This window comes from Calidifontibacillus oryziterrae (assembly GCF_000331575.1).
In the GTDB taxonomy this organism is placed as follows: Bacteria; Bacillota; Bacilli; order Bacillales; family Bacillaceae_J; genus Calidifontibacillus_A; species Calidifontibacillus_A oryziterrae.
In genome coordinates this window covers 540,528-558,026 of record NZ_ANOK01000003.1, presented here as the reverse complement: position 1 = coordinate 558,026, position 17,499 = coordinate 540,528, and the positions used below count along the sequence as shown (strand labels likewise).

Annotated in this window: 18 protein-coding genes and 1 riboswitch; of the genes, 6 read left to right on the top strand and 12 right to left on the bottom strand. The window is 35.5% G+C overall.

Going from position 1 to position 17,499, the window contains the following annotated elements; translation table 11 throughout:
• Nucleotides 1–35: 35 nt before the first annotated feature.
• The 8 genes from D612_RS0102800 to D612_RS0102765 all read right to left on the bottom strand — a co-directional run bounded on the left by D612_RS0102800 (nt 36) and on the right by D612_RS0102765 (nt 7,613).
• A complete protein-coding gene (locus tag D612_RS0102800; RefSeq protein ID WP_017753963.1) occupies nt 36–1,982 on the bottom strand; it encodes an ABC transporter permease in 1,947 nt (648 codons plus the stop codon).
• A complete protein-coding gene (locus D612_RS0102795; RefSeq protein WP_017753962.1) occupies nt 1,972–2,736 on the bottom strand; it encodes an ABC transporter ATP-binding protein in 765 nt (254 codons plus the stop codon). Before D612_RS0102795 ends, D612_RS0102800 begins: the two co-directional genes overlap by 11 nt.
• A gap of 169 nt (nt 2,737–2,905) precedes the next feature.
• Complete coding sequence (locus D612_RS0102790) at nt 2,906–3,916, bottom strand: sensor histidine kinase (protein WP_017753961.1); 1,011 nt, start codon at nt 3,914–3,916, stop codon at nt 2,906–2,908.
• A 192-nt stretch (nt 3,917–4,108) separates the two neighbouring features.
• Nucleotides 4,109–4,795 carry a response regulator transcription factor gene (locus tag D612_RS0102785; RefSeq protein WP_017753960.1) on the bottom strand — a complete coding sequence of 229 codons (687 nt, stop codon included), beginning with the start codon at nt 4,793–4,795 and terminating at the stop codon, nt 4,109–4,111.
• Between the two features lie 75 nt (nt 4,796–4,870).
• The gene (locus tag D612_RS0102780; protein WP_017753959.1) at nt 4,871–5,611 is read right to left on the bottom strand and encodes a hypothetical protein; all 741 of its coding nucleotides are present in this window, start codon (nt 5,609–5,611) and stop codon (nt 4,871–4,873) included.
• Nucleotides 5,608–6,348: a hypothetical protein gene (locus D612_RS0102775; protein WP_017753958.1), complete on the bottom strand. Its 741-nt coding sequence runs from the start codon at nt 6,346–6,348 to the stop codon at nt 5,608–5,610. The genes D612_RS0102780 and D612_RS0102775 overlap by 4 nt, the downstream gene beginning before the upstream one ends.
• Nucleotides 6,329–7,231, bottom strand: a complete 903-nt coding sequence (locus D612_RS0102770) for an ABC transporter ATP-binding protein (RefSeq protein ID WP_017753957.1) — start codon at nt 7,229–7,231, stop codon at nt 6,329–6,331. Before D612_RS0102770 ends, D612_RS0102775 begins: the two co-directional genes overlap by 20 nt.
• Nucleotides 7,218–7,613: a GntR family transcriptional regulator gene (locus D612_RS0102765; RefSeq protein WP_017753956.1), complete on the bottom strand. Its 396-nt coding sequence runs from the start codon at nt 7,611–7,613 to the stop codon at nt 7,218–7,220. The genes D612_RS0102770 and D612_RS0102765 overlap by 14 nt, the downstream gene beginning before the upstream one ends.
• Nucleotides 7,614–7,870: 257 nt before the next feature.
• Here D612_RS0102765 and D612_RS0102760 point away from each other — a divergent pair, with 257 nt between their 5' ends.
• Nucleotides 7,871–8,338, top strand: coding sequence for a hypothetical protein (locus tag D612_RS0102760; protein ID WP_017753955.1), 468 nt, complete (start codon nt 7,871–7,873; stop codon nt 8,336–8,338).
• A gap of 181 nt (nt 8,339–8,519) precedes the next feature.
• Here D612_RS0102760 and D612_RS0102755 read toward each other — a convergent pair whose 3' ends face one another.
• Nucleotides 8,520–9,368 carry a DUF2935 domain-containing protein gene (locus D612_RS0102755; RefSeq protein WP_407637446.1) on the bottom strand — a complete coding sequence of 283 codons (849 nt, stop codon included), beginning with the start codon at nt 9,366–9,368 and terminating at the stop codon, nt 8,520–8,522.
• Between the two features lie 243 nt (nt 9,369–9,611).
• A riboswitch (cyclic di-GMP riboswitch) is annotated at nt 9,612–9,699 on the top strand.
• A 78-nt stretch (nt 9,700–9,777) separates the two neighbouring features.
• On the opposite strand from D612_RS0102755, the gene D612_RS0102750 reads away from it, so the two are divergent.
• The 4 genes from D612_RS0102750 (at nt 9,778) to D612_RS0102735 (ending at nt 12,644) form a co-directional block, all read left to right on the top strand.
• Nucleotides 9,778–10,530, top strand: a complete 753-nt coding sequence (locus D612_RS0102750; RefSeq protein WP_017753953.1) for an EAL domain-containing protein — start codon at nt 9,778–9,780, stop codon at nt 10,528–10,530.
• 124 nt (nt 10,531–10,654) lie between these two features.
• On the top strand, nt 10,655–11,026 hold the full coding sequence (locus D612_RS0102745; protein WP_017753952.1) for a GntR family transcriptional regulator: 372 nt from the start codon (nt 10,655–10,657) through the stop codon (nt 11,024–11,026).
• A gap of 108 nt (nt 11,027–11,134) precedes the next feature.
• Entirely contained in the window at nt 11,135–12,013 is an 879-nt protein-coding gene (gene pmtA / locus D612_RS0102740; protein WP_017753951.1) for a phenol-soluble modulin export ABC transporter ATP-binding protein PmtA, read from the top strand.
• Nucleotides 11,997–12,644 carry an ABC-2 transporter permease gene (locus tag D612_RS0102735; RefSeq protein WP_017753950.1) on the top strand — a complete coding sequence of 216 codons (648 nt, stop codon included), beginning with the start codon at nt 11,997–11,999 and terminating at the stop codon, nt 12,642–12,644. Before pmtA ends, D612_RS0102735 begins: the two co-directional genes overlap by 17 nt.
• A gap of 38 nt (nt 12,645–12,682) precedes the next feature.
• On the opposite strand, the gene D612_RS0102730 is transcribed toward D612_RS0102735, so the two are convergent.
• Nucleotides 12,683–14,068, bottom strand: coding sequence for an aldehyde dehydrogenase (locus D612_RS0102730; RefSeq protein ID WP_017753949.1), 1,386 nt, complete (start codon nt 14,066–14,068; stop codon nt 12,683–12,685).
• 124 nt (nt 14,069–14,192) lie between these two features.
• A complete protein-coding gene (locus tag D612_RS0102725; RefSeq protein WP_017753948.1) occupies nt 14,193–15,290 on the bottom strand; it encodes an SDR family oxidoreductase in 1,098 nt (365 codons plus the stop codon).
• Nucleotides 15,291–15,551: 261 nt separating this feature from the next.
• Between D612_RS0102725 and D612_RS0102720 the strand changes: the two genes are divergently transcribed.
• Nucleotides 15,552–16,526 carry a TIGR01777 family oxidoreductase gene (locus tag D612_RS0102720; RefSeq protein ID WP_017753947.1) on the top strand — a complete coding sequence of 325 codons (975 nt, stop codon included), beginning with the start codon at nt 15,552–15,554 and terminating at the stop codon, nt 16,524–16,526.
• A gap of 82 nt (nt 16,527–16,608) precedes the next feature.
• Here the strand turns inward: D612_RS0102720 and D612_RS0102715 are convergent, their stop codons facing one another.
• Nucleotides 16,609–17,079, bottom strand: coding sequence for a low molecular weight protein-tyrosine-phosphatase (locus D612_RS0102715; protein WP_017753946.1), 471 nt, complete (start codon nt 17,077–17,079; stop codon nt 16,609–16,611).
• Nucleotides 17,080–17,499 lie beyond the last annotated feature (420 nt).

Below are 17,499 nucleotides of genomic sequence, written 5' to 3'. Positions count from 1 at the left end.
TGGATCGCCCCTTTTTTCGATTGTACAAAAAGTTTCTATAACGCTTCTTTTATGACCTTTTTGCTATAAAGAATAGAGAGGATCCCAAAAGTTGAGTAAAGTGTTGTGTACAAGACCATGACAACAAACATCGGCGTCCAAAGCTCAGTACCGAACAAAAACCAGCCCGATTGTACAGCGAAATAGCCATGGGAAAGACCTATTAACAAAGGTATGCCAAAGTTAAACAGTTGTTTTATCTGGATTCCTTTCAGCAAATCACTTTGGGTAAACCCTAATTTACGCAAAATTGTATAATTTTGTTTTTCATCTTCACTTTCATCCATTTGTTTAAAATAGAGAATACAACCGGAGGTGACGAGAAACGTAAGCCCTAAAAAGCCGACAATAAACATAACTAAACCCATTTTTTTCTTCTGATTGTTGCTCATATCAAGCCGAGAATCATTATTTCCGCTAAACGTCATTTCCATTTCATGAAAAATATCATTTGCTTTTACGATATGAGCTTTTTGATTCACATCAATTCCAACATAGACAGTAGATTCCTTTTGGATTGTAGCTTCAATATCTTTTTGAAGACGCTTGAACACTGTCTCGTCAACAATGACGACAGGCAACCCACCAGCTGTAAAATATATTGGTAAGATGTAGTCTTTATTTATGCCGTTTAATTGTAGTGGGATCGCTTCAGTTTTTCCATGTAATTCAATCGTTCCAGATTCTTTCAAAGCCATAAATTTTTGCATCATATCATTATTCCCACTCAATTTGGCTTCTTCACTAGTCAAATTCAAGCCACTAACATCATTTTCACTAATGACAGGAAGGGGCATTGCTGTAGGATCAATAGTAAGATCATCTAGTTTCGCATCTAATATTTGTACTAAATTTGCTTTAACTTGAATCACATCAATGATTTGCTCGCTATATGGAATTCCTGCAAAATCTAACGCATTTTTAAATTCCCCAACATCATCTACGTTGCTGAACGAAAAATGATTTGGAACGTAGTTTTCTGCTGCTTTTTCAGCCGAATAATAGGAAATATAACTTAACGATAATAGTCCAATGGCTAGTGCCGATACCGTTGTTATAACTGTTAATAATAATGCATTCGATTTCATCCGAAACATGATCGACGAGAGCGAGAGGACCTCGTTGATATTTAAATGCCCGTTTTTCTTATTTCGAATGATATTGGCTATAAAACTAACAGAGCCTTTATACCATAAGTAAGTTCCAATGATAACCGCCCCTAAAATAAACATCATTGCCAAAAATAGCTCATTAATAGTCGTAAAAGCTCCACTGAATAATTTTGATGATACATAATAGCCGATAATGATGAAGAAGATGCCAGCAATGCCGAGCAGCATTTCAAAAATCGATACTTTTTTCACTTTTTCTTCAGCTGACGTTACTACACGAAATAGCGATAAAATCGTTTGCATTTTTATAAAACGATAGTTCGTAACTGTGACCAATAAAAAAATAGCAGAAAATACAATACCTGTTTGCAGCAATGCTTCCGGTGAAAATCGCAACCTAGCAATCGCCTCAACACCTGTAATTTTCAATAAAATCATCATCATTAATCTCGAAAACGAAAACCCTACAAGTATGCCAATTAGTAACGAACTATAGAAGAGTAGAAAATTTTCCACCAGTAGAATACGAAACATTTCTTTTTTTGTCATACCGATTAATTGAAACAAGCCAATTTCTTTACTTCGGTGTTTAATAAAAATATTATTTGCATATAGAAGAAAGATCGATACAATCGCTATTAGTATAACAGACGCTGACCTAATTGCTGCTGCACCTTTAATGGAGCCTTTTGCTTCATCCATTGCTGGATCATATTGCAACGTGACAAAGGCAAAATAAAGAGCTACTGTAAAAATTAACGCAAACACATATAAATAATAGTTTTTCAAATTCTTTTTTAAGTTACGGAGGATAAGTTGCTTAATAATCATTACTTTTCACCCCGCCCAGTACACCTTGCGTCTTCATAATTGCTTGAAAAAATAACTGCCGTTCTTCGTCGCCTTTATTTAAGAGTGAATATATTTGCCCATCCTTTATGAAAATAACGCGATTACAATAGCTTGCTGCAACAGGGTCGTGTGTAACCATAATAATTGTTGCATTGCGATTCCGATTTAATTCACTTAGCTTATTTAATAAATCAGAAGCTGATCTTGAATCAAGCGCACCAGTTGGTTCATCAGCAAAAATGATACTAGGCTCATGAATGAATGCCCGTGCGGCCGATGTACGTTGTTTTTCCCCGCCAGAGATTTCATTCGGATATTTATTTTGGATATCGGTAATACCAAGTTCAGTTGCGATGGTTTGAAATTTTGCTTCTGCTTCCTTTTTGGCTATATTTGTAATTGATAAGGGGAGAAGGACATTTTCCTTTACCGTTAATGTATCAAGAAGATTATATTCTTGAAAAATAAATCCTAAATGATTTTTTCGGAATTCCGCGAGCTGTTTTTCTTTCATCGTCGTCATTTCTTTTCCCGCAATTTTAATCGAACCCGCACTTGTTTGATCAATCGAGGAGAGGACGTTTAACAGCGTTGTTTTCCCAGAACCGGATGCTCCCATAATCCCAACAAATTCTCCTTCACCAACATGTAGATCAATCCCTTTGAGCACCTCTTGTTTATTTAACTTATTTCCATAGCTTTTATGAAGCTTCGTTGCTTCTAATATCAACATTTTTTTCACTCCTATATATTTGTTAGTGGGGCAGTACTTACATTCCGATCATGTTGAAAAGTAACCTTTTTGGCCTATAGTTAAATCATTTATAATCCTATCATAATAGCGTTCGGAGCTATTTTCCTGCGATTCACCTAACAAATAGCGAAAGCATGTGACATTTTTGTCACATGCCAGTTATATTGACAAATTCATTTTTCTTAGGAAAGGTTAGGGTGAAAGTAGAACCCTTTCCTAATTCAGATGTTACACCAATATGTATTCGTAAAAATCTCGCTGCTTTTTGGGCTAAATATAAGCCCATCCCTGTTGCGGCCCCAGAATTAGAGCTTTGCAAACTCGTTGTGGTAAAGCCTTTTTCAAAAATTCGCGATACATCTTTAGATGCAATTCCACGTCCAAAATCCGAAATCTCAAGGAAGGTTTGCCCATCCTGATCATAGCTGTTAATGTGAATATCTGATTGTTCGCTATATTTAACTGCATTTGTAACAACCTGCCGAATAATATAGGCAAGCCATTTGCTATCACTTAATACATCATGTACGCTTAAATTAACCTCAAACCCAATGCCTTTTTGCATACACCAAGACTGAAGTTCTCTTATTTCCTTAAAAATAATCGGCTCCAACGCTATTTTTTCAATATGTAAATCATTCTCGATAAAGCGAAGACGCTTTTGATGTAGCTGTTGATCAAGTAGCAGGTGGATACGTAACCATTCATACGCCAATTGTGATTTCAATTGGGGGTCCTCAATGCGCTCAATCATTAAATGCATTGCTGTCAATGGAGTTTTCACTTCATGAATCCATGCTAACAAATCATCCTTTTCTTGTTCCAGAGCAATTAGATGATTGGTGGCAATTTCTTTCTGTGCTACAGTTTGACTCGTTAAACTATTTTCTACGATTTTTTCAAAAGGACTTTCTGCTGCTATCAATTTAGCTAAATCAAGGTCATGCTCCCAATCCTGTAAGCTTTTAAAATACTTTGTTTCTTTTTTGTAGCGTACAAAAAGAAAAATCGTAAAAACTAGCAAAGATAAAAACACAATATAAAGCATAGGAAGGAGGGGAATTGACAAATCGAGATACGCAACAAAAAGAATGAGAAATTGAATGCTTAACACTAGTAAAATCCAGCTAAGTCGTTCTTTTAAATAGTTTAACAACATTTTAACGTCCTCATTTCGCACTGTAAAAACTTCGATTAATTATTACTTCTAATAAATTTTGACGCGGTATTCAATTTTTCTAAAACCGTCTTATCGTATGAAAGTTTTTAGTATATCTTCATCATTTCAGTTTGCCGCCTCTATAGTATTATCCCGCCTTGCTACAATTTCAACACGATGAAATATAACACTTCAGTTTTCCTTTTCCTTCGCAATATATCCTTGGCCAACCTTCGTTTCAACATAGTGCCCTAGTCCGAGCTCATCGAGTCTTTTGCGAAGTCGATTAACATTTACCGTTAATGTGTTATCGCTAACAAATCGTTCATCATCCCAAAGACTCTTAATGAGATCAGCACGACTTACAATATTGTTTTTATGGGCAAGCAATACCTTTAGGATAAACATTTCATTTTTCGAAAGTTCAATTGTTCCAACTTCATTTGTAACGATATTTTTTTGATAATCAACCGTAGCTCCAGACCAAGTGTTTAAATCATTCTTTTCCGAACTATAATTATAAACGCGCCGTAAAATCGCTTGAATTTTTGCAATCAACACTTCAAAATGAAACGGCTTTTGGACAAAATCATCCGCTCCGAGCTGCATAGACATAACCATATCAGCAGGGTGGTCGCGAGAGGATAAGAAGATAATAGGCACGTTCGAATGAGTACGAATCAACCTACACCAATGAAAGCCATCATACTTAGGAAGTTGAATATCAATAATGACTAAATCAGGGTTGACTGCTGTAAATTCTGCAATAACATTGCTAAAATCTTCAATACTATAAACTTCATAATCCCATCCAGCCAACCGCGTTTTTATTTCATTTAATAAAGTTTGATCATCTTCTATTAATAAAATTTTAAACATTGAGAACACCACACTTTAGTAGTTTCTAGCTTCCAGTTTATTGTAAAATTAGTAAAATAGGAAGTCATTATTCCCTCAATCCACTGACTCTACAAACTGCAAGGCAACACCTTTTCCTTCGACGACTTCAATCGAAGCAGGGACTCGTAAATACAACACATTTTCACCTCTGGCAATGTTTACACCATCAAAAAAACGGTCAGTATTATAACGTTCAGCGGTAAATTGGTTGATTGTAAATTCCTTTGTTATTTTTGCATGCTTGATTTCTGTTCGATCAGGTTGTTCGATTTTCATCCTTTGATAATCAACTGTGATTTTCGGTGGTTTTACATAATCGCTATAATCAAAACCATCAATGATGGATTTCGTCATATATTGAACAACTTCAATTTGCTGGTTGCCAGCTGCTTCGTACATTCTTTCAACAATGACTCGAGGTTGATTCCCACTTAATGGTGAACTAGTGATAGCTAAGCGATTGTCCTCATAAGGAAACTGCCACTTTTCATTGACGTACACACCTTCAGCCTCTGCCAATTTCCCTTCTTCTAAATAGCGGTAAAAGTTGTCAGCAGCTTCAAACGCTTTTTTGATTTCTTCATTGGCTGCACGCTGGCTATTCATAGAGTCTGCCTTCATCGCTAATCCAACATAAGCTATTGAACCAACGAAAAGTAGAGCTACATAGACGATTAAAACATAATCAATGATTTTACCGGTAAAAAGGATCATTTTATAGCTAGCTGATTTTGTTGCTGAGCTAAAAATAATCGCAATGATGATCAAAATAACGAGAACCAACAATGCATTCATCGTCTAACCTCCCATCGGTTTGAAATAAGAATAGAGGTGATAAACAAAATCCCAATCGTCACCAACACCTTTACCGCAAACAAGAATAACGATGATTCTTTGCTAAAAAACATCACGATATCCTCTATACTAAAATCTCCGCCATTCATAGTTAAAACAATGAAGAAAGCAGGTATGACGAAAATAAACACCTTACTTAGTTGGACAAGCATTCCGATTATATAACCAATCGCAGCGATCAGAATGGCATACAACGTTGTTGCCAGTATGCCAATGACTAGTTCAAGAAAAGAAATCGGGATAAAATCATACACCATATTATTTATATCGCCCCAAAAAATAACACATACCTTTAGCAAATTGCTTGCAAGCATCGTGGTGATTCCTGCAATAATACTAGCTGTAACGATAAAAGCAATATTAGATAAATGACTTGTTAAACGATTCGTGGCAAAAGCAAAATCACCGTATCTTGTTTGCTTAGTCGTAAGGGTAGTGCCAGTTGTAAATGCCCATAATAACGTAAATGTGACAAGCAAATTCCCATCATAGTAGGTTACTTTTACCGAAAGGTCACCAAAACTAGTTCCCATCATCCCACTACCGCTAAGGATTGAAAATCCAAAAGCAGCTAGCTGCGCAACCATTAAAGCAATAAAGGCCCATATATAAGCGCGCATTTTAAAGCGATACTGCTTTTTTATAATGTCGCCGATACTAGCATTTGCTAAATACATCATCGATTCCACCTTTCGTTTTACTTGTAACATACATACAGATATCCTCGGCTGAAACGGCTGAAACTTGAAAGCCCATTTGTTGTGCTTGCTCAAGAAATCGATCAGGAAAATCATTTTTTACAACGACATACCGTCCGTTCGCACCAACTTCTTTTTTATATAAAATTTCTTTATCGATCGTCCAGTTATCAATCGCATCGAACGGACCACTAACACCGATCGCATATTGCTTCAACTCATCAACCTTCATATGGAGTTTTTTTTCGCCTTTGTCGATTAATAAAATATCTTCAAGTAAATCTTCAATTTCATGTAATAAATGACTAGATAAAACAATCGTTCGTGGGTGCTCAAGATATTCTTTAAGTAATGCCCGGTAAAAATCTTTACGAACAGCGGCATCCATGCCGGTTGTAGGCTCATCAAAAATTGTTAAAGGGGTACGCGCTGCTAAACCAATGATTGTATTAAACGTGCTTTTCATACCCTTTGATAATTTCGAATGGTACTGCATTGGATCAAACGAGAAATAGTCAAAGAGTCGTCGGGCAAGTGTCATATCCCAATTCGGATAAAAGTCACTAGCTTCCACTAAGGTATCGCTTAAGCTTAAAGCAGGGGGGAGGATCATCTGATCATCAATAAAAATCATATTTTGTGAAACTTTAAGATTGTTAAATGGATTTTCCCCAAAAACGCGAACCTCACCAGAGGATTGTTTATAAAAACCTGCGATAATTTTCAAAAGTGTTGTTTTGCCCGCTCCATTTCGTCCGATTAGACCCGTAATTGTATTTTTTTCAATCGAAAACGATACATTGTGTAACGCTCGTTGGTTTCGATACTTTTTTGTTAATTGATTACATTCAATCACTGTCATTTTCGTCATCATCTCCTTTTCTACTTGCTTGTTGTATCATTGAAATTAGTTCATCCTCATTAACATGAAGTCGTTTCGCCTCGGCAACAAGTTGTTGTACGAGCTTTTTCAACGTTTGCTCCTTTCGTTTTGTAAGGATAATCTCTTGGGCTTGTGCGGTGACAAACATACCAAGACCTCGTTTTTTATAAACAATTTGCTCGTCTGCTAGCAAATTCAATCCTTTGGCTGCTGTCGCCGGATTAATATTGAACATTTCAGCCAACTGATATTGCGAATACACTTTTTCATCAGTCAGAATGCGTCCAGCTAATATTTCCGTTTCTAACCATTGCGCGATTTGTACATAAATTGGCGTTGTTCCATCATGATCTAAAATCAATATCTCACCTCCAAACGCTTACAGTTCATTCTCATTTATGTAAATTGTCTACTTTGTAAAAACTTCTCGATACTATTCCTTCGACCAGTATAGTGCATTACTGTTGTAATGTACTATACTATAATTCAAGAAAGTGAGCAATAGGAATTGCACCCATTTTTTTCGTAGTATTTTTGAGGCAAACTTTAATCGGTATGAAAATTTCGGTACAATTAAGGAAAATGAGGAAATAACAATTATGCAATGGAGGAATAAGCATGCGAAATTCAAATTTTGACCTAGGGGATGTCTATATTGAAAGATGCATTAAAGAAACAGATGAGGGGATAGCGGTTGAATCCCGTAACTTTTTGAAGCAATCACTTCAATATTTGGAGAAACATAAAAACGAATACATTTATTTAGAAGCAAAATCGTTTGAGGAGCTTGGAGTAGATGGGGTCTGTCTGGAAGTAGACGATGTCTTTAGAACATACGATGTGATCTTAGGACTAAAACTGCAAAAGAAATACGGTACAGCACTAAAAAACATACTCCATACTAAACTACAAGGCAATGAAACAACCTTTGATTTAATGTTTAATCAAGCTGACGGACTTTGGGATTTAAATTTCGGACTAAACTTTGTCGAAGGGTTTCAAAATGAATTACCACTTGAAAAAGCGTTTCAATTAATTTTTCAATTTTTAGAAGAGCTTATAGAAGAGGTAGAGGTTAGCAAATAGGAGGGAGAAATAGGAGGGATAGAGAAAGCTGCCGAACAATGAACAAGCATAACTTTATGTGATTGAATTGAATTATTAAAATTCACAAAACTTGGTCGCAGGATAATATCGCTCTGTTGTTCAGCAGCAATTCTACTTATAACCGATTAAAATATTGTGCGTATAGGTATACTTTCATAATCTACATTGTGCCTTCTTTTTGCTTTTTTTCTAATCGATTCTCTAAAGCATGAATCATATACAAGAAGTGCTCTGCTTCTCTGACAACATGGTCTGCCAATAATGGATTCACAACACTCTTTATTTGACATGATTTAATTAATTCTAACCCAGCCTTTTTGAAATCTCTTAATTCAGTTGCGGCACTTTCACTATCCTTGTTCATCTTTCCAATAATAGGATATACAGGTTCCTTATTATAAAGCATAGATTCTACATCTCTAGCTTGATTCAGAAGGATTTCAAAGTCATCTGCAAACTTTCTTGCTGTAATCACTAAATTTCGTTCTGAGCTGTCAATAAGTTGGGATATAAAACGTGAATGCTCCAACATGATCCGCAACCAAAAAACATTTTCATTTATAATCGCATCTTGGATAGGGTCCAAAATCCCTTGATTAAATTTCTGTAAACTCCTGATAAAATATTCTGCTTCACGTGCAATATGATCCACAAGTAATGGAAAATTAAAGCCTGTCACTTTACAATTTATGATTAGAATTAAAAGATTTCTTTTAAAATTTCTAAAGCCATAAACTAACTGTATGCTATCTTCATTTAATCTTCTTACATCGTGCACTGTTTTGGGAGTCTGATGAGATCTTCTTTCAAGCTGTTCAAAATGCACAAAAAATCTATCGGTTTGTTGAATTAAATTTTTATCCTTTCGATTAAACCCCTCTCCTAGAAACAACGCATGTTCCTTCATAATTCTAAGCCAGAACTTGTTCTCTGTTAGTGACCGCTCAATAAATTTTTGTTCCGTTAATGATTCAGGACTAGAAGCTTTATACTCAGGAGCAATAAGCATATTGCTTTGCGAATCATCGGCAGCGTGGCTAGTAGCTGATGGGTTATTCCACAAGGTGAGCATCCCCCTCAAAATAATTAGTTTCTAAATTATATTCCCGAAGTTTTTTCTTATGTTATAAGGGAAGGAATAGTGCTTGTTTTTAGTACTTCACTTTCAATCCATATTTAAAAAGGAATTTGTGATAAATTTCACGGAAATAACCACCTAGTTTATCCATAATTTTCATATAAGATTTAATTCCAGTGATAAAGGCAAACCTATTGAAAAATAGGGACGCAAAGCCACGGGCCTAATGTTTAATTATTACTACGGCAGCCGGGCTACCAAAAGGATGGCTATGTAAAACGATGAATCCACCTTTTGGTGGATTTTTTTGTTTTACTACGGAAGCGGAAGGAGAATCAATTTGTTACAAGGTGAATTATTAAATCTACTGATTGAACAGGAACAATTTGAGCATTACTTTCAGCCAATTTTAAATTTAAATAGTGACACCCTAGTCGGTGGCGAACTTTTATTACGCACTAATTTTGATTCACCCGATAATATATTTAAAGCTGCCAAACAAAATAATAAGCTTTATGATCTGGACACAAAGTCCATTCATAAGGCCATACAGCTAACTAATTTAATGCAAGGGGATGTTATGATATTTATTAACGTCTTTCCATCGACTCTGATAAATAATACTTTCCCAACATTTATTGAAGATATTTATAGACAGTACGATTCTGTTTGCAACCAGATAATCTTTGAAATTAATGAAACGGATACTTTTGATCAACGATTATTAGGTCAAAGAATACAATTATTAAGGAAGTACGGGTTCTTAGTTGCAATTGATGATTTTGGGAAAGGCTGGCCAACGATTCAATCGATCATCGAAATCGAGCCAAATTATTTAAAACTAGATCGTTATTTTGCAAATGATCTAGTCTTTTCCCATAAAAAGCAAGATATGATAAAGGCATTGTTATCATATTGCAATTGTAATGACATAAAAGTTGTATTAGAAGGCATCGAAAACAAGGAAATGATTAAAATCGCTCAACGTCTTGGCATTAATATGTTTCAGGGGTATTACCTAGGGATGCCAGAAAAGATAATAGATTATTATTTTGAGCCTTCCAAATATTTAAGTCCTATTCTTAGTGAATAGGATTTTTTTATTGTTAACACTGTTGACACTATTGTTCATACTGTATATAATGAACATATACAGTATGAACAACATATACAAAGTGAACGATATATGCATTGTAAAGAATTGAGGGATACCAGTTGTGAAAATAATTATATCGAATACTTCAGATGAGCCAATTTACTTGCAAATTGTTGATCAAATAAAAGAACAGATTGTGAAGGGGGAGCTAAGGGAATCAGAGCCGCTTCCATCGATCAGAAATTTAGCGAAAGAGTTGAAAATCAGTGTTATCACGACAAAACGAGCATATGACGAACTAGAAAGAGACGGATATATTGTAACAGTTGCCGGCAAAGGTTCATTTGTAGCGGAAATGAACAAAGAAATGTTAAGAGAAACGAAGGTTAAAATGGTCGAAGAAAAAATGAGCGAGGCGGTAGCAACTGCAAAGCTCGTCGGTTTAACGCTAGAGGAGCTTGAAGAAATGCTGAAGCTTCTTTATGAAGAATAGAAGAATAGTAGTAAAAAGAAGATGCATATGGAAACTGCAAAACTTATGAATTATACAGAAAGAATCGTTCAAAAAGAATCGAAGTATTAATAATTAGGAGGGCTAGAAATGCCTAACATTCTCGAAATTACAAATGTATCAAAGGATTATAAAGGATTTGCATTAAAAAATATTAATATTTCACTTGAAAGAGGATATATTATGGGCTTTATAGGCCCGAACGGAGCTGGTAAAAGCTCGACAATCAAGCTGATAATGAATCTAATTAAAAAAGATAGTGGTATGATTGAAATTTTTGGCTTAGACCATGTGAAAAATGAAATTGAAATTAAAGAGAAAATTGGCTTTGTCTACGACGAAAACTACTATTATGAACAATTGACTGTAGATGAAATGAAGAATTTTATTCGACCATTTTACAAACACTGGGACGAAACGGCATTTGCAAAGTATGTTTATGAATTTAACCTACCAATAAAAAAGAAAATTAAACAATTATCAAAGGGTATGAAAATGAAGTTTTCTTTAGCGATCGCGCTTTCACATCATGCAGAACTATTCATTATGGATGAACCAACTTCCGGACTTGACCCGCTTATACGGAGTGAGCTTTTGGAAATTCTCCAAGCGATAATTGAGGATGAAAATAAGTCCGTTTTCTTCTCAACACACATTACTTCGGACTTAGATAAAATTGCCGACTATATCACATTAATTCATAACGGTGAGATTATGTTAAGTAAAACAAAGGATGAATTAATTGAAGATTACTGTGTTGTCAAAGGTAGCAAAGAAAAACTAAGCACAAATCTTAAAGAGATGTTCATTGGAGTAAAAGTAAATAGCTATGGCTTTGCAGCATTATCAAAGAATAAAAAAGAAGTTAGACAGATGTTTGGGGATTCTGTTGTAATCGAAAAACCAACAATTGAGGATATCATGGTGTATTTAACAAGAAAGGGGGATCAATATGCTTCATCTTATTAAAAAAGATATATTAATTCAGAAAAAAAACATGCTGATATCTTTACTTTTAATTGCTTTTTTCCTAGTCACCCTTTCAAATTTGGGTCCTGCAGGCTTAAGTATAAGTATTTTAGCGATCAGTTACAGCTTAGCACTTGGGGCAAGTATGATGGATGACAAAACAAACAGCGATATGATGCTAGTTAGTCTTCCTATCAAAAAAAGCACTATTGTGTTATCAAAATATATTTCTGTCTTTGTGTTCGCACTTTATGCAACAATAGTTAACTTTATTCTTTATTTCGTAATTACACTTATGCAAGTTCCATTAAAAGAGCGATGGTTTACAATTGATGCCATTATTGGAGCAATTGTTTCAGTCACAATTTTTACAGCATTAGCTTTGCCACTTATTATAAAATGGGGGTATACGAAAGCTAAATTGCCAAACTTTATTATATTCTTTACATTTGTAATTGGTGTGACAATGATTATTAGTAATATGGATTACTATTCAACAACTGCAATAATGGAGTTCTTTAGTGTGCGCTCAACAATCGAAATGCTCGTTCTAACGTTGATACCACTAATACTATTGATTGTGATCTCATATTTAATCTCACTTAAATTTTATAGCAATCGAGAGTTTTAAGATGATTAAACAGCAATCGAAAATTGGATTGCTGTTTATTATTTCAAAAACAATTTTATTTTTTCTAATCCATTTTTCAAATTTGGATAACGAAACGGAATATCAAAGCGTGTTGTTTGCATTAACACGCTTTTTCTGTGAGAAAACGTATCAAAGCTACCTTTGCCATGATAGGCACCCATCCCACTTGTGCCAACGCCACCAAATGGCAGGTAAGGGGAGCTGAGATGATAGACGGTATCATTTACACAGCCACCGCCAAAGGAAATGCTATTAAGAACTTCACGTTGTACAGTATCGCTTTCTGTAAACAAATAAAGGGCCAGAGGATTAGGATGATTTTGAATCCCTTCAACCACCTCAGAAATAGTGCTGTACTCTAATACTGGGAGAATCGGTCCAAAAATCTCATCATCCATGACAGAATCATTCCATGTAATATCCGCAAGTACAGTTGGCTCAATCATTAGCTTTGCTTCATCCCATCCGCCACCAATAATCGTTTTATCAGATTTCACAAAGCAACGGAGGCGATTAAAATGCCTTTCACTGACGATTCGAGTGAAATTCGGATTATGTAACGGCTCTTTTCCATACAACTCTTCAATCGCTTGTTTTAGCAGCTCCAAAAATTCAGCTTTGATCGCATGATGTACATATAAGTAATCGGGGGCAACGCATGTTTGCCCAGCATTCACATATTTCCCCCAAGCAATGCGCTTTGCTGCTATTTTTAGATTCGCATCCTCATGTACGATGCAAGGACTTTTCCCACCTAACTCCAACGTAACCGGCGTCAACGTTTTTGCAGCTGCTTCCATAATGATTTTCCCAACAGGGACACTGCCAGTGAAAAAGATGTAATCGAATTTTTCATTTAGCAACGCTTGGCTTGTTTCCACATCACCTTCAACAACTGAAATGTAGTCCACGGGGAAAATATCATCAATAAGAGTGGCTACTAGCTCAGATGTTTTTGGTGTTAACTCAGACGGCTTTATAACAGCACAATTCCCTGCAGCAATCGCACCGATCAATGGCGCAATCGCCAGTTGAAAAGGATAATTCCATGGCGAAATAATCAGAGCAACACCGTAAGGCTCCGAATATATGTAGCTCGTGGAACCGATATGAGTTAACGGTGTTTTGACCTTTTCTGGCTTCACCCAAGATTGTAGATGACGAAGGGTAAAATTTATTTCTGCAATAATAATGCCAATTTCAGTCGTATACGCATCAAATTCAGACTTATTTAAATCAGTTTTCAGCGCAGCCATTAGCAGTTTTTCGTTATTTTTTATCGCCGTTTTTAGCTTTTTCAGTGCTTCAATCCGGAAAGAAATATCCTTCGTTTTATTGGAGCGAAAAAAATTCTTTTGCTCTACTACGAGTTGACGAAAATTTTCAGTTAGATTGGACTTCATGAATTTTACCACCTCAATGGAAGATCAGAAGAAAATTTAGTTTATATTATGTGTAACCATCTTTCTATTATTATACCGTTTCGACTGAATGAGCGGCTGCAAGCTTTGCCTTAATTTTTTGATATTAGTTGATTTTTAGCTGTTTATCAATTTCATTTTTATGTGCTTTATAAAACTTCACCATTGTTGGGATAACGTCTTTAAAATCCGGGCAGCTGATTCCTGAGCCTTTTAAATCATTGTGAGCTTCGGTACAATCATATTGAGCCATGCATGTGAAATAATCTAATGCTTCTTTTTCCACCCGTAACCATTTTCTAAAAATTGAGTAGGAAAGAAACCACTTTGCCACTGATAATGGGATCGTTCCAAATGGCTCCATGCCAAGATATTCCTTCATTAACATTCGATAAACCTCCTTGACTTTGTAAGGATTTGGATCGGTTAATTGATAGGTTTTCCCAATCCCAACATTTGCATGTCCAAGATAAATCGTTGCCGAAAAGATATAATCAACTGGAACGAAATTTCCTTCAGCTTCACCTCTACCAAGATAGGGGATAAAAGGTAAAAATCGCAATCTATCAAAGAAGTTTAAGATAAAATAAGGGCCATCAAACTTTATCGTTTCACCAGTTATTGAGTTGCCCACAACGATTCCAGGACGGATAATCGTAGTTGGAATGGAGTTCGCCATTTCCTGTACTAAAACTTCAGCTTCATATTTTGTTCGTTCATAATGGTTTTTGAACGTTTGGTTCATCACAAGCTCTGTTTCGAGTATTTTTCCTTCACGAGTCCCCGCTACGTAAGACGTACTAAAATATACATACCGATCAATTTTATGAAGGGTTAAAGCCCATTCATTTACATTTTTCGTGCCATTTACATTGACATTTTCAGCTAGTTCTTTTGGAACCGCAAGATCATAAATCGCAGCTAAATGAAAAACGTGGGTAACTGTTTTTTGCAATTCTAGGTTTGTCTCTTCATTGATACTAAGATTTGGTTTTGTAATATCACCTTGAATCACAACAAGCTTATTTATGTCAGTGTTTTCTTCCTTACTAATTTTATCTACTTCTTGTTTTGCTTTTTCATAAATATTCGGCAACACAAGCAAATAAATTCGTTCGAACTTATAGCCATCATGAATCAATTGCTTTATAAGCGAGGTCGCTATAAATCCCGGAAATCCCGTAAAAAAGTAAGTATTGGCCATTAAGATGAAATACCCCCAATATTTGTAAAATTGATATATAATGAAATAAAACTATATTAATCAATTATAATTAAAAAATAACGATAAAAGACCAAAAATTGGATAGTTCTTCCTAAAACGATACATACATATTAATTCAAATGCAATATTCGTGCTTGTATATTGTAACCTATTGACGGGACATATTTTATTGTAAAGATTAATTGATAACACACGTGATCTTATGTGTGAGAGGTTTTCTATAGGGAGGGAGAGTTCACTATGAAAATAGTTTTATTTGGTGGCAGTGGATTCATTGGCAAACATCTTATTTCATACTTCACAAAAAAAGGGGCTCATGTTGTACTAGTTTCTCGTACAAAACGTAACATTCATCTTGAAAAAAGACTAGGTGCAAAGAACGGAATAGAACGTCATTCCGGGGTTAATGATGGAGCGCAATTGTTGGCACAAGTAAACTCACTTGTACAATATGTAACATGGAAGGAGCTCCAACAAGATGTTGGACTTCTCGAACAAGCCGATGCTTTCATCAATTTAGCCGGAGAGACAATCAATCAACGTTGGACCGCCAATGCTAAAGAAAAAATTTTGGAATCAAGAGTTTGCTCTACGAAAACTGTAACAGGAATTGTCCAAAGACTACATTCGAGGCCTAAAGTTGTTATCAATGGTTCGGCTATTGGAATTTATGGAATGTCAGATACAGTCGTATTTGATGAAACAAGCACACAAAGTGGCAATGATTTTTTAGCTAAAGTCGTGAAAGAATGGGAGAGTACGGCAGATCTAATGAAACCATACACAAGAATAATTAAGTTAAGACTTGGTGTTGTTTTAGGTAAGGATGGTGGGGCACTGCCGAAAATGATTCTTCCTTATAAGCTTTTTGTCGGCGGCAAAGTGGGGACCGGTAAGCAGTGGCTATCCTGGATTCATATTGGTGATCTTGTACAGCTAATCGAACATTGTATAATAAATGAAACCATCAATGGAGCAATAAACGCCACAGCACCAACACCTGTAACAAATGATGAATTTGGTCGCACAGTTGGGCAGGTGCTACGTCGACCACACCTGTTTCCTGTACCAGCGTTTGTTCTAAAGCTTATGTTTGGCGAAATGTCACGGCTGCTTCTAGATGGACAAAAAGTTCTCCCTAAAAATGCTCTAGAATCTGGATTCCATTTTAACTATCCTACGGTCGAGAAAGCGTGCAAAGATTTATTACGATAAAATAAAGAAAAATCGATTCACACATTATGAAAAGCAGTATGCAATGTTATGAGCATACTGCTTTCTTAATTTTTTCTAAACCTTAAATTTGCTCACGTTCGCGGATAAACGCCAGCAAATGCTCACAGCCTTCTTTTACTAAATCATATGTTAAGTCAAAGTTACCAGTAAAATAAGGATCTGGAACATCCTTAGAAGGATTATGTTTAACAAAATCCAATAGACGGGCAATATAAGCAGTCGGATTTTCTTGAGCAATAGCATGAATATCTATCAAATTTTTTTCATCCATTGCAATTACATAGTCAAATTGATCAAGATCAGAAACGCTTATTTGACGTGCCTTTATTATGCTATAATCAATTTTTACCTCATCAAGCTTCTTACGAGTACCACGGTGCGGGGGCTCACCAATGTGCCAGTTACCCGTACCGGCAGAATCGACTTCTATTTTTCCAGCTAAACCTTCATTTTGAATTAAATCGCGAAACACTGCCTCAGCCATCGGTGAGCGACAAATGTTTCCGAGACATACAAACAAAACCCGAATCAAAGCAAAACATCCTTTCGTAATCAATTGAATAGGTAGACAACAATTATGATACTAGCAGCATTACACATTGAGATATTATGATTGAGATATTATGTAAGTAAATATTTCTAATTAGAAACATACCACAAAAATACACTGATTAATATTTTACATTTAAAACACATATGCTGTCCACAGTACAAATGGTATAGAACCTCGAACTACGCAAAATTAGAGGAATTTAAAAAAGAATATAGGAATTTTTTTTAAAAACCTAGATCTACAAACTCAATTTTCTTTTTAAAACAAGCATAAATTGGGAGAAGAAGACAGTTTAGGTCCCCCACCAAAATACACATTATTACGTAAAATATAAATTTGACGTAATTTAATATATACAAATGATAAGCCCTTCGTTATAATAAACCTAAACCCAGTTAA

Bases quoted from the DNA above. Each gene is read 5' to 3' on its own strand.
- D612_RS0102800 (WP_017753963.1), bottom strand. From the start codon at position 1,982: ATGATTATTAAGCAACTTATCCTCCGTAACTTAAAAAAGAATTTGAAA.
- D612_RS0102795 (WP_017753962.1), bottom strand. From the start codon at position 2,736: ATGTTGATATTAGAAGCAACGAAGCTTCATAAAAGCTATGGAAATAAG.
- D612_RS0102790 (WP_017753961.1), bottom strand. From the start codon at position 3,916: ATGTTGTTAAACTATTTAAAAGAACGACTTAGCTGGATTTTACTAGTG.
- D612_RS0102785 (WP_017753960.1), bottom strand. From the start codon at position 4,795: ATGTTTAAAATTTTATTAATAGAAGATGATCAAACTTTATTAAATGAA.
- D612_RS0102780 (WP_017753959.1), bottom strand. From the start codon at position 5,611: ATGAATGCATTGTTGGTTCTCGTTATTTTGATCATCATTGCGATTATT.
- D612_RS0102775 (WP_017753958.1), bottom strand. From the start codon at position 6,348: ATGTATTTAGCAAATGCTAGTATCGGCGACATTATAAAAAAGCAGTAT.
- D612_RS0102770 (WP_017753957.1), bottom strand. From the start codon at position 7,231: ATGACAGTGATTGAATGTAATCAATTAACAAAAAAGTATCGAAACCAA.
- D612_RS0102760 (WP_017753955.1), top strand. From the start codon at position 7,871: ATGCGAAATTCAAATTTTGACCTAGGGGATGTCTATATTGAAAGATGC.
- D612_RS0102755 (WP_407637446.1), bottom strand. From the start codon at position 9,368: ATGCTTATTGCTCCTGAGTATAAAGCTTCTAGTCCTGAATCATTAACG.
- pmtA (WP_017753951.1), top strand. From the start codon at position 11,135: ATGCCTAACATTCTCGAAATTACAAATGTATCAAAGGATTATAAAGGA.
- D612_RS0102735 (WP_017753950.1), top strand. From the start codon at position 11,997: ATGCTTCATCTTATTAAAAAAGATATATTAATTCAGAAAAAAAACATG.
- D612_RS0102730 (WP_017753949.1), bottom strand. From the start codon at position 14,068: ATGAAGTCCAATCTAACTGAAAATTTTCGTCAACTCGTAGTAGAGCAA.
- D612_RS0102725 (WP_017753948.1), bottom strand. From the start codon at position 15,290: ATGGCCAATACTTACTTTTTTACGGGATTTCCGGGATTTATAGCGACC.
- D612_RS0102720 (WP_017753947.1), top strand. From the start codon at position 15,552: ATGAAAATAGTTTTATTTGGTGGCAGTGGATTCATTGGCAAACATCTT.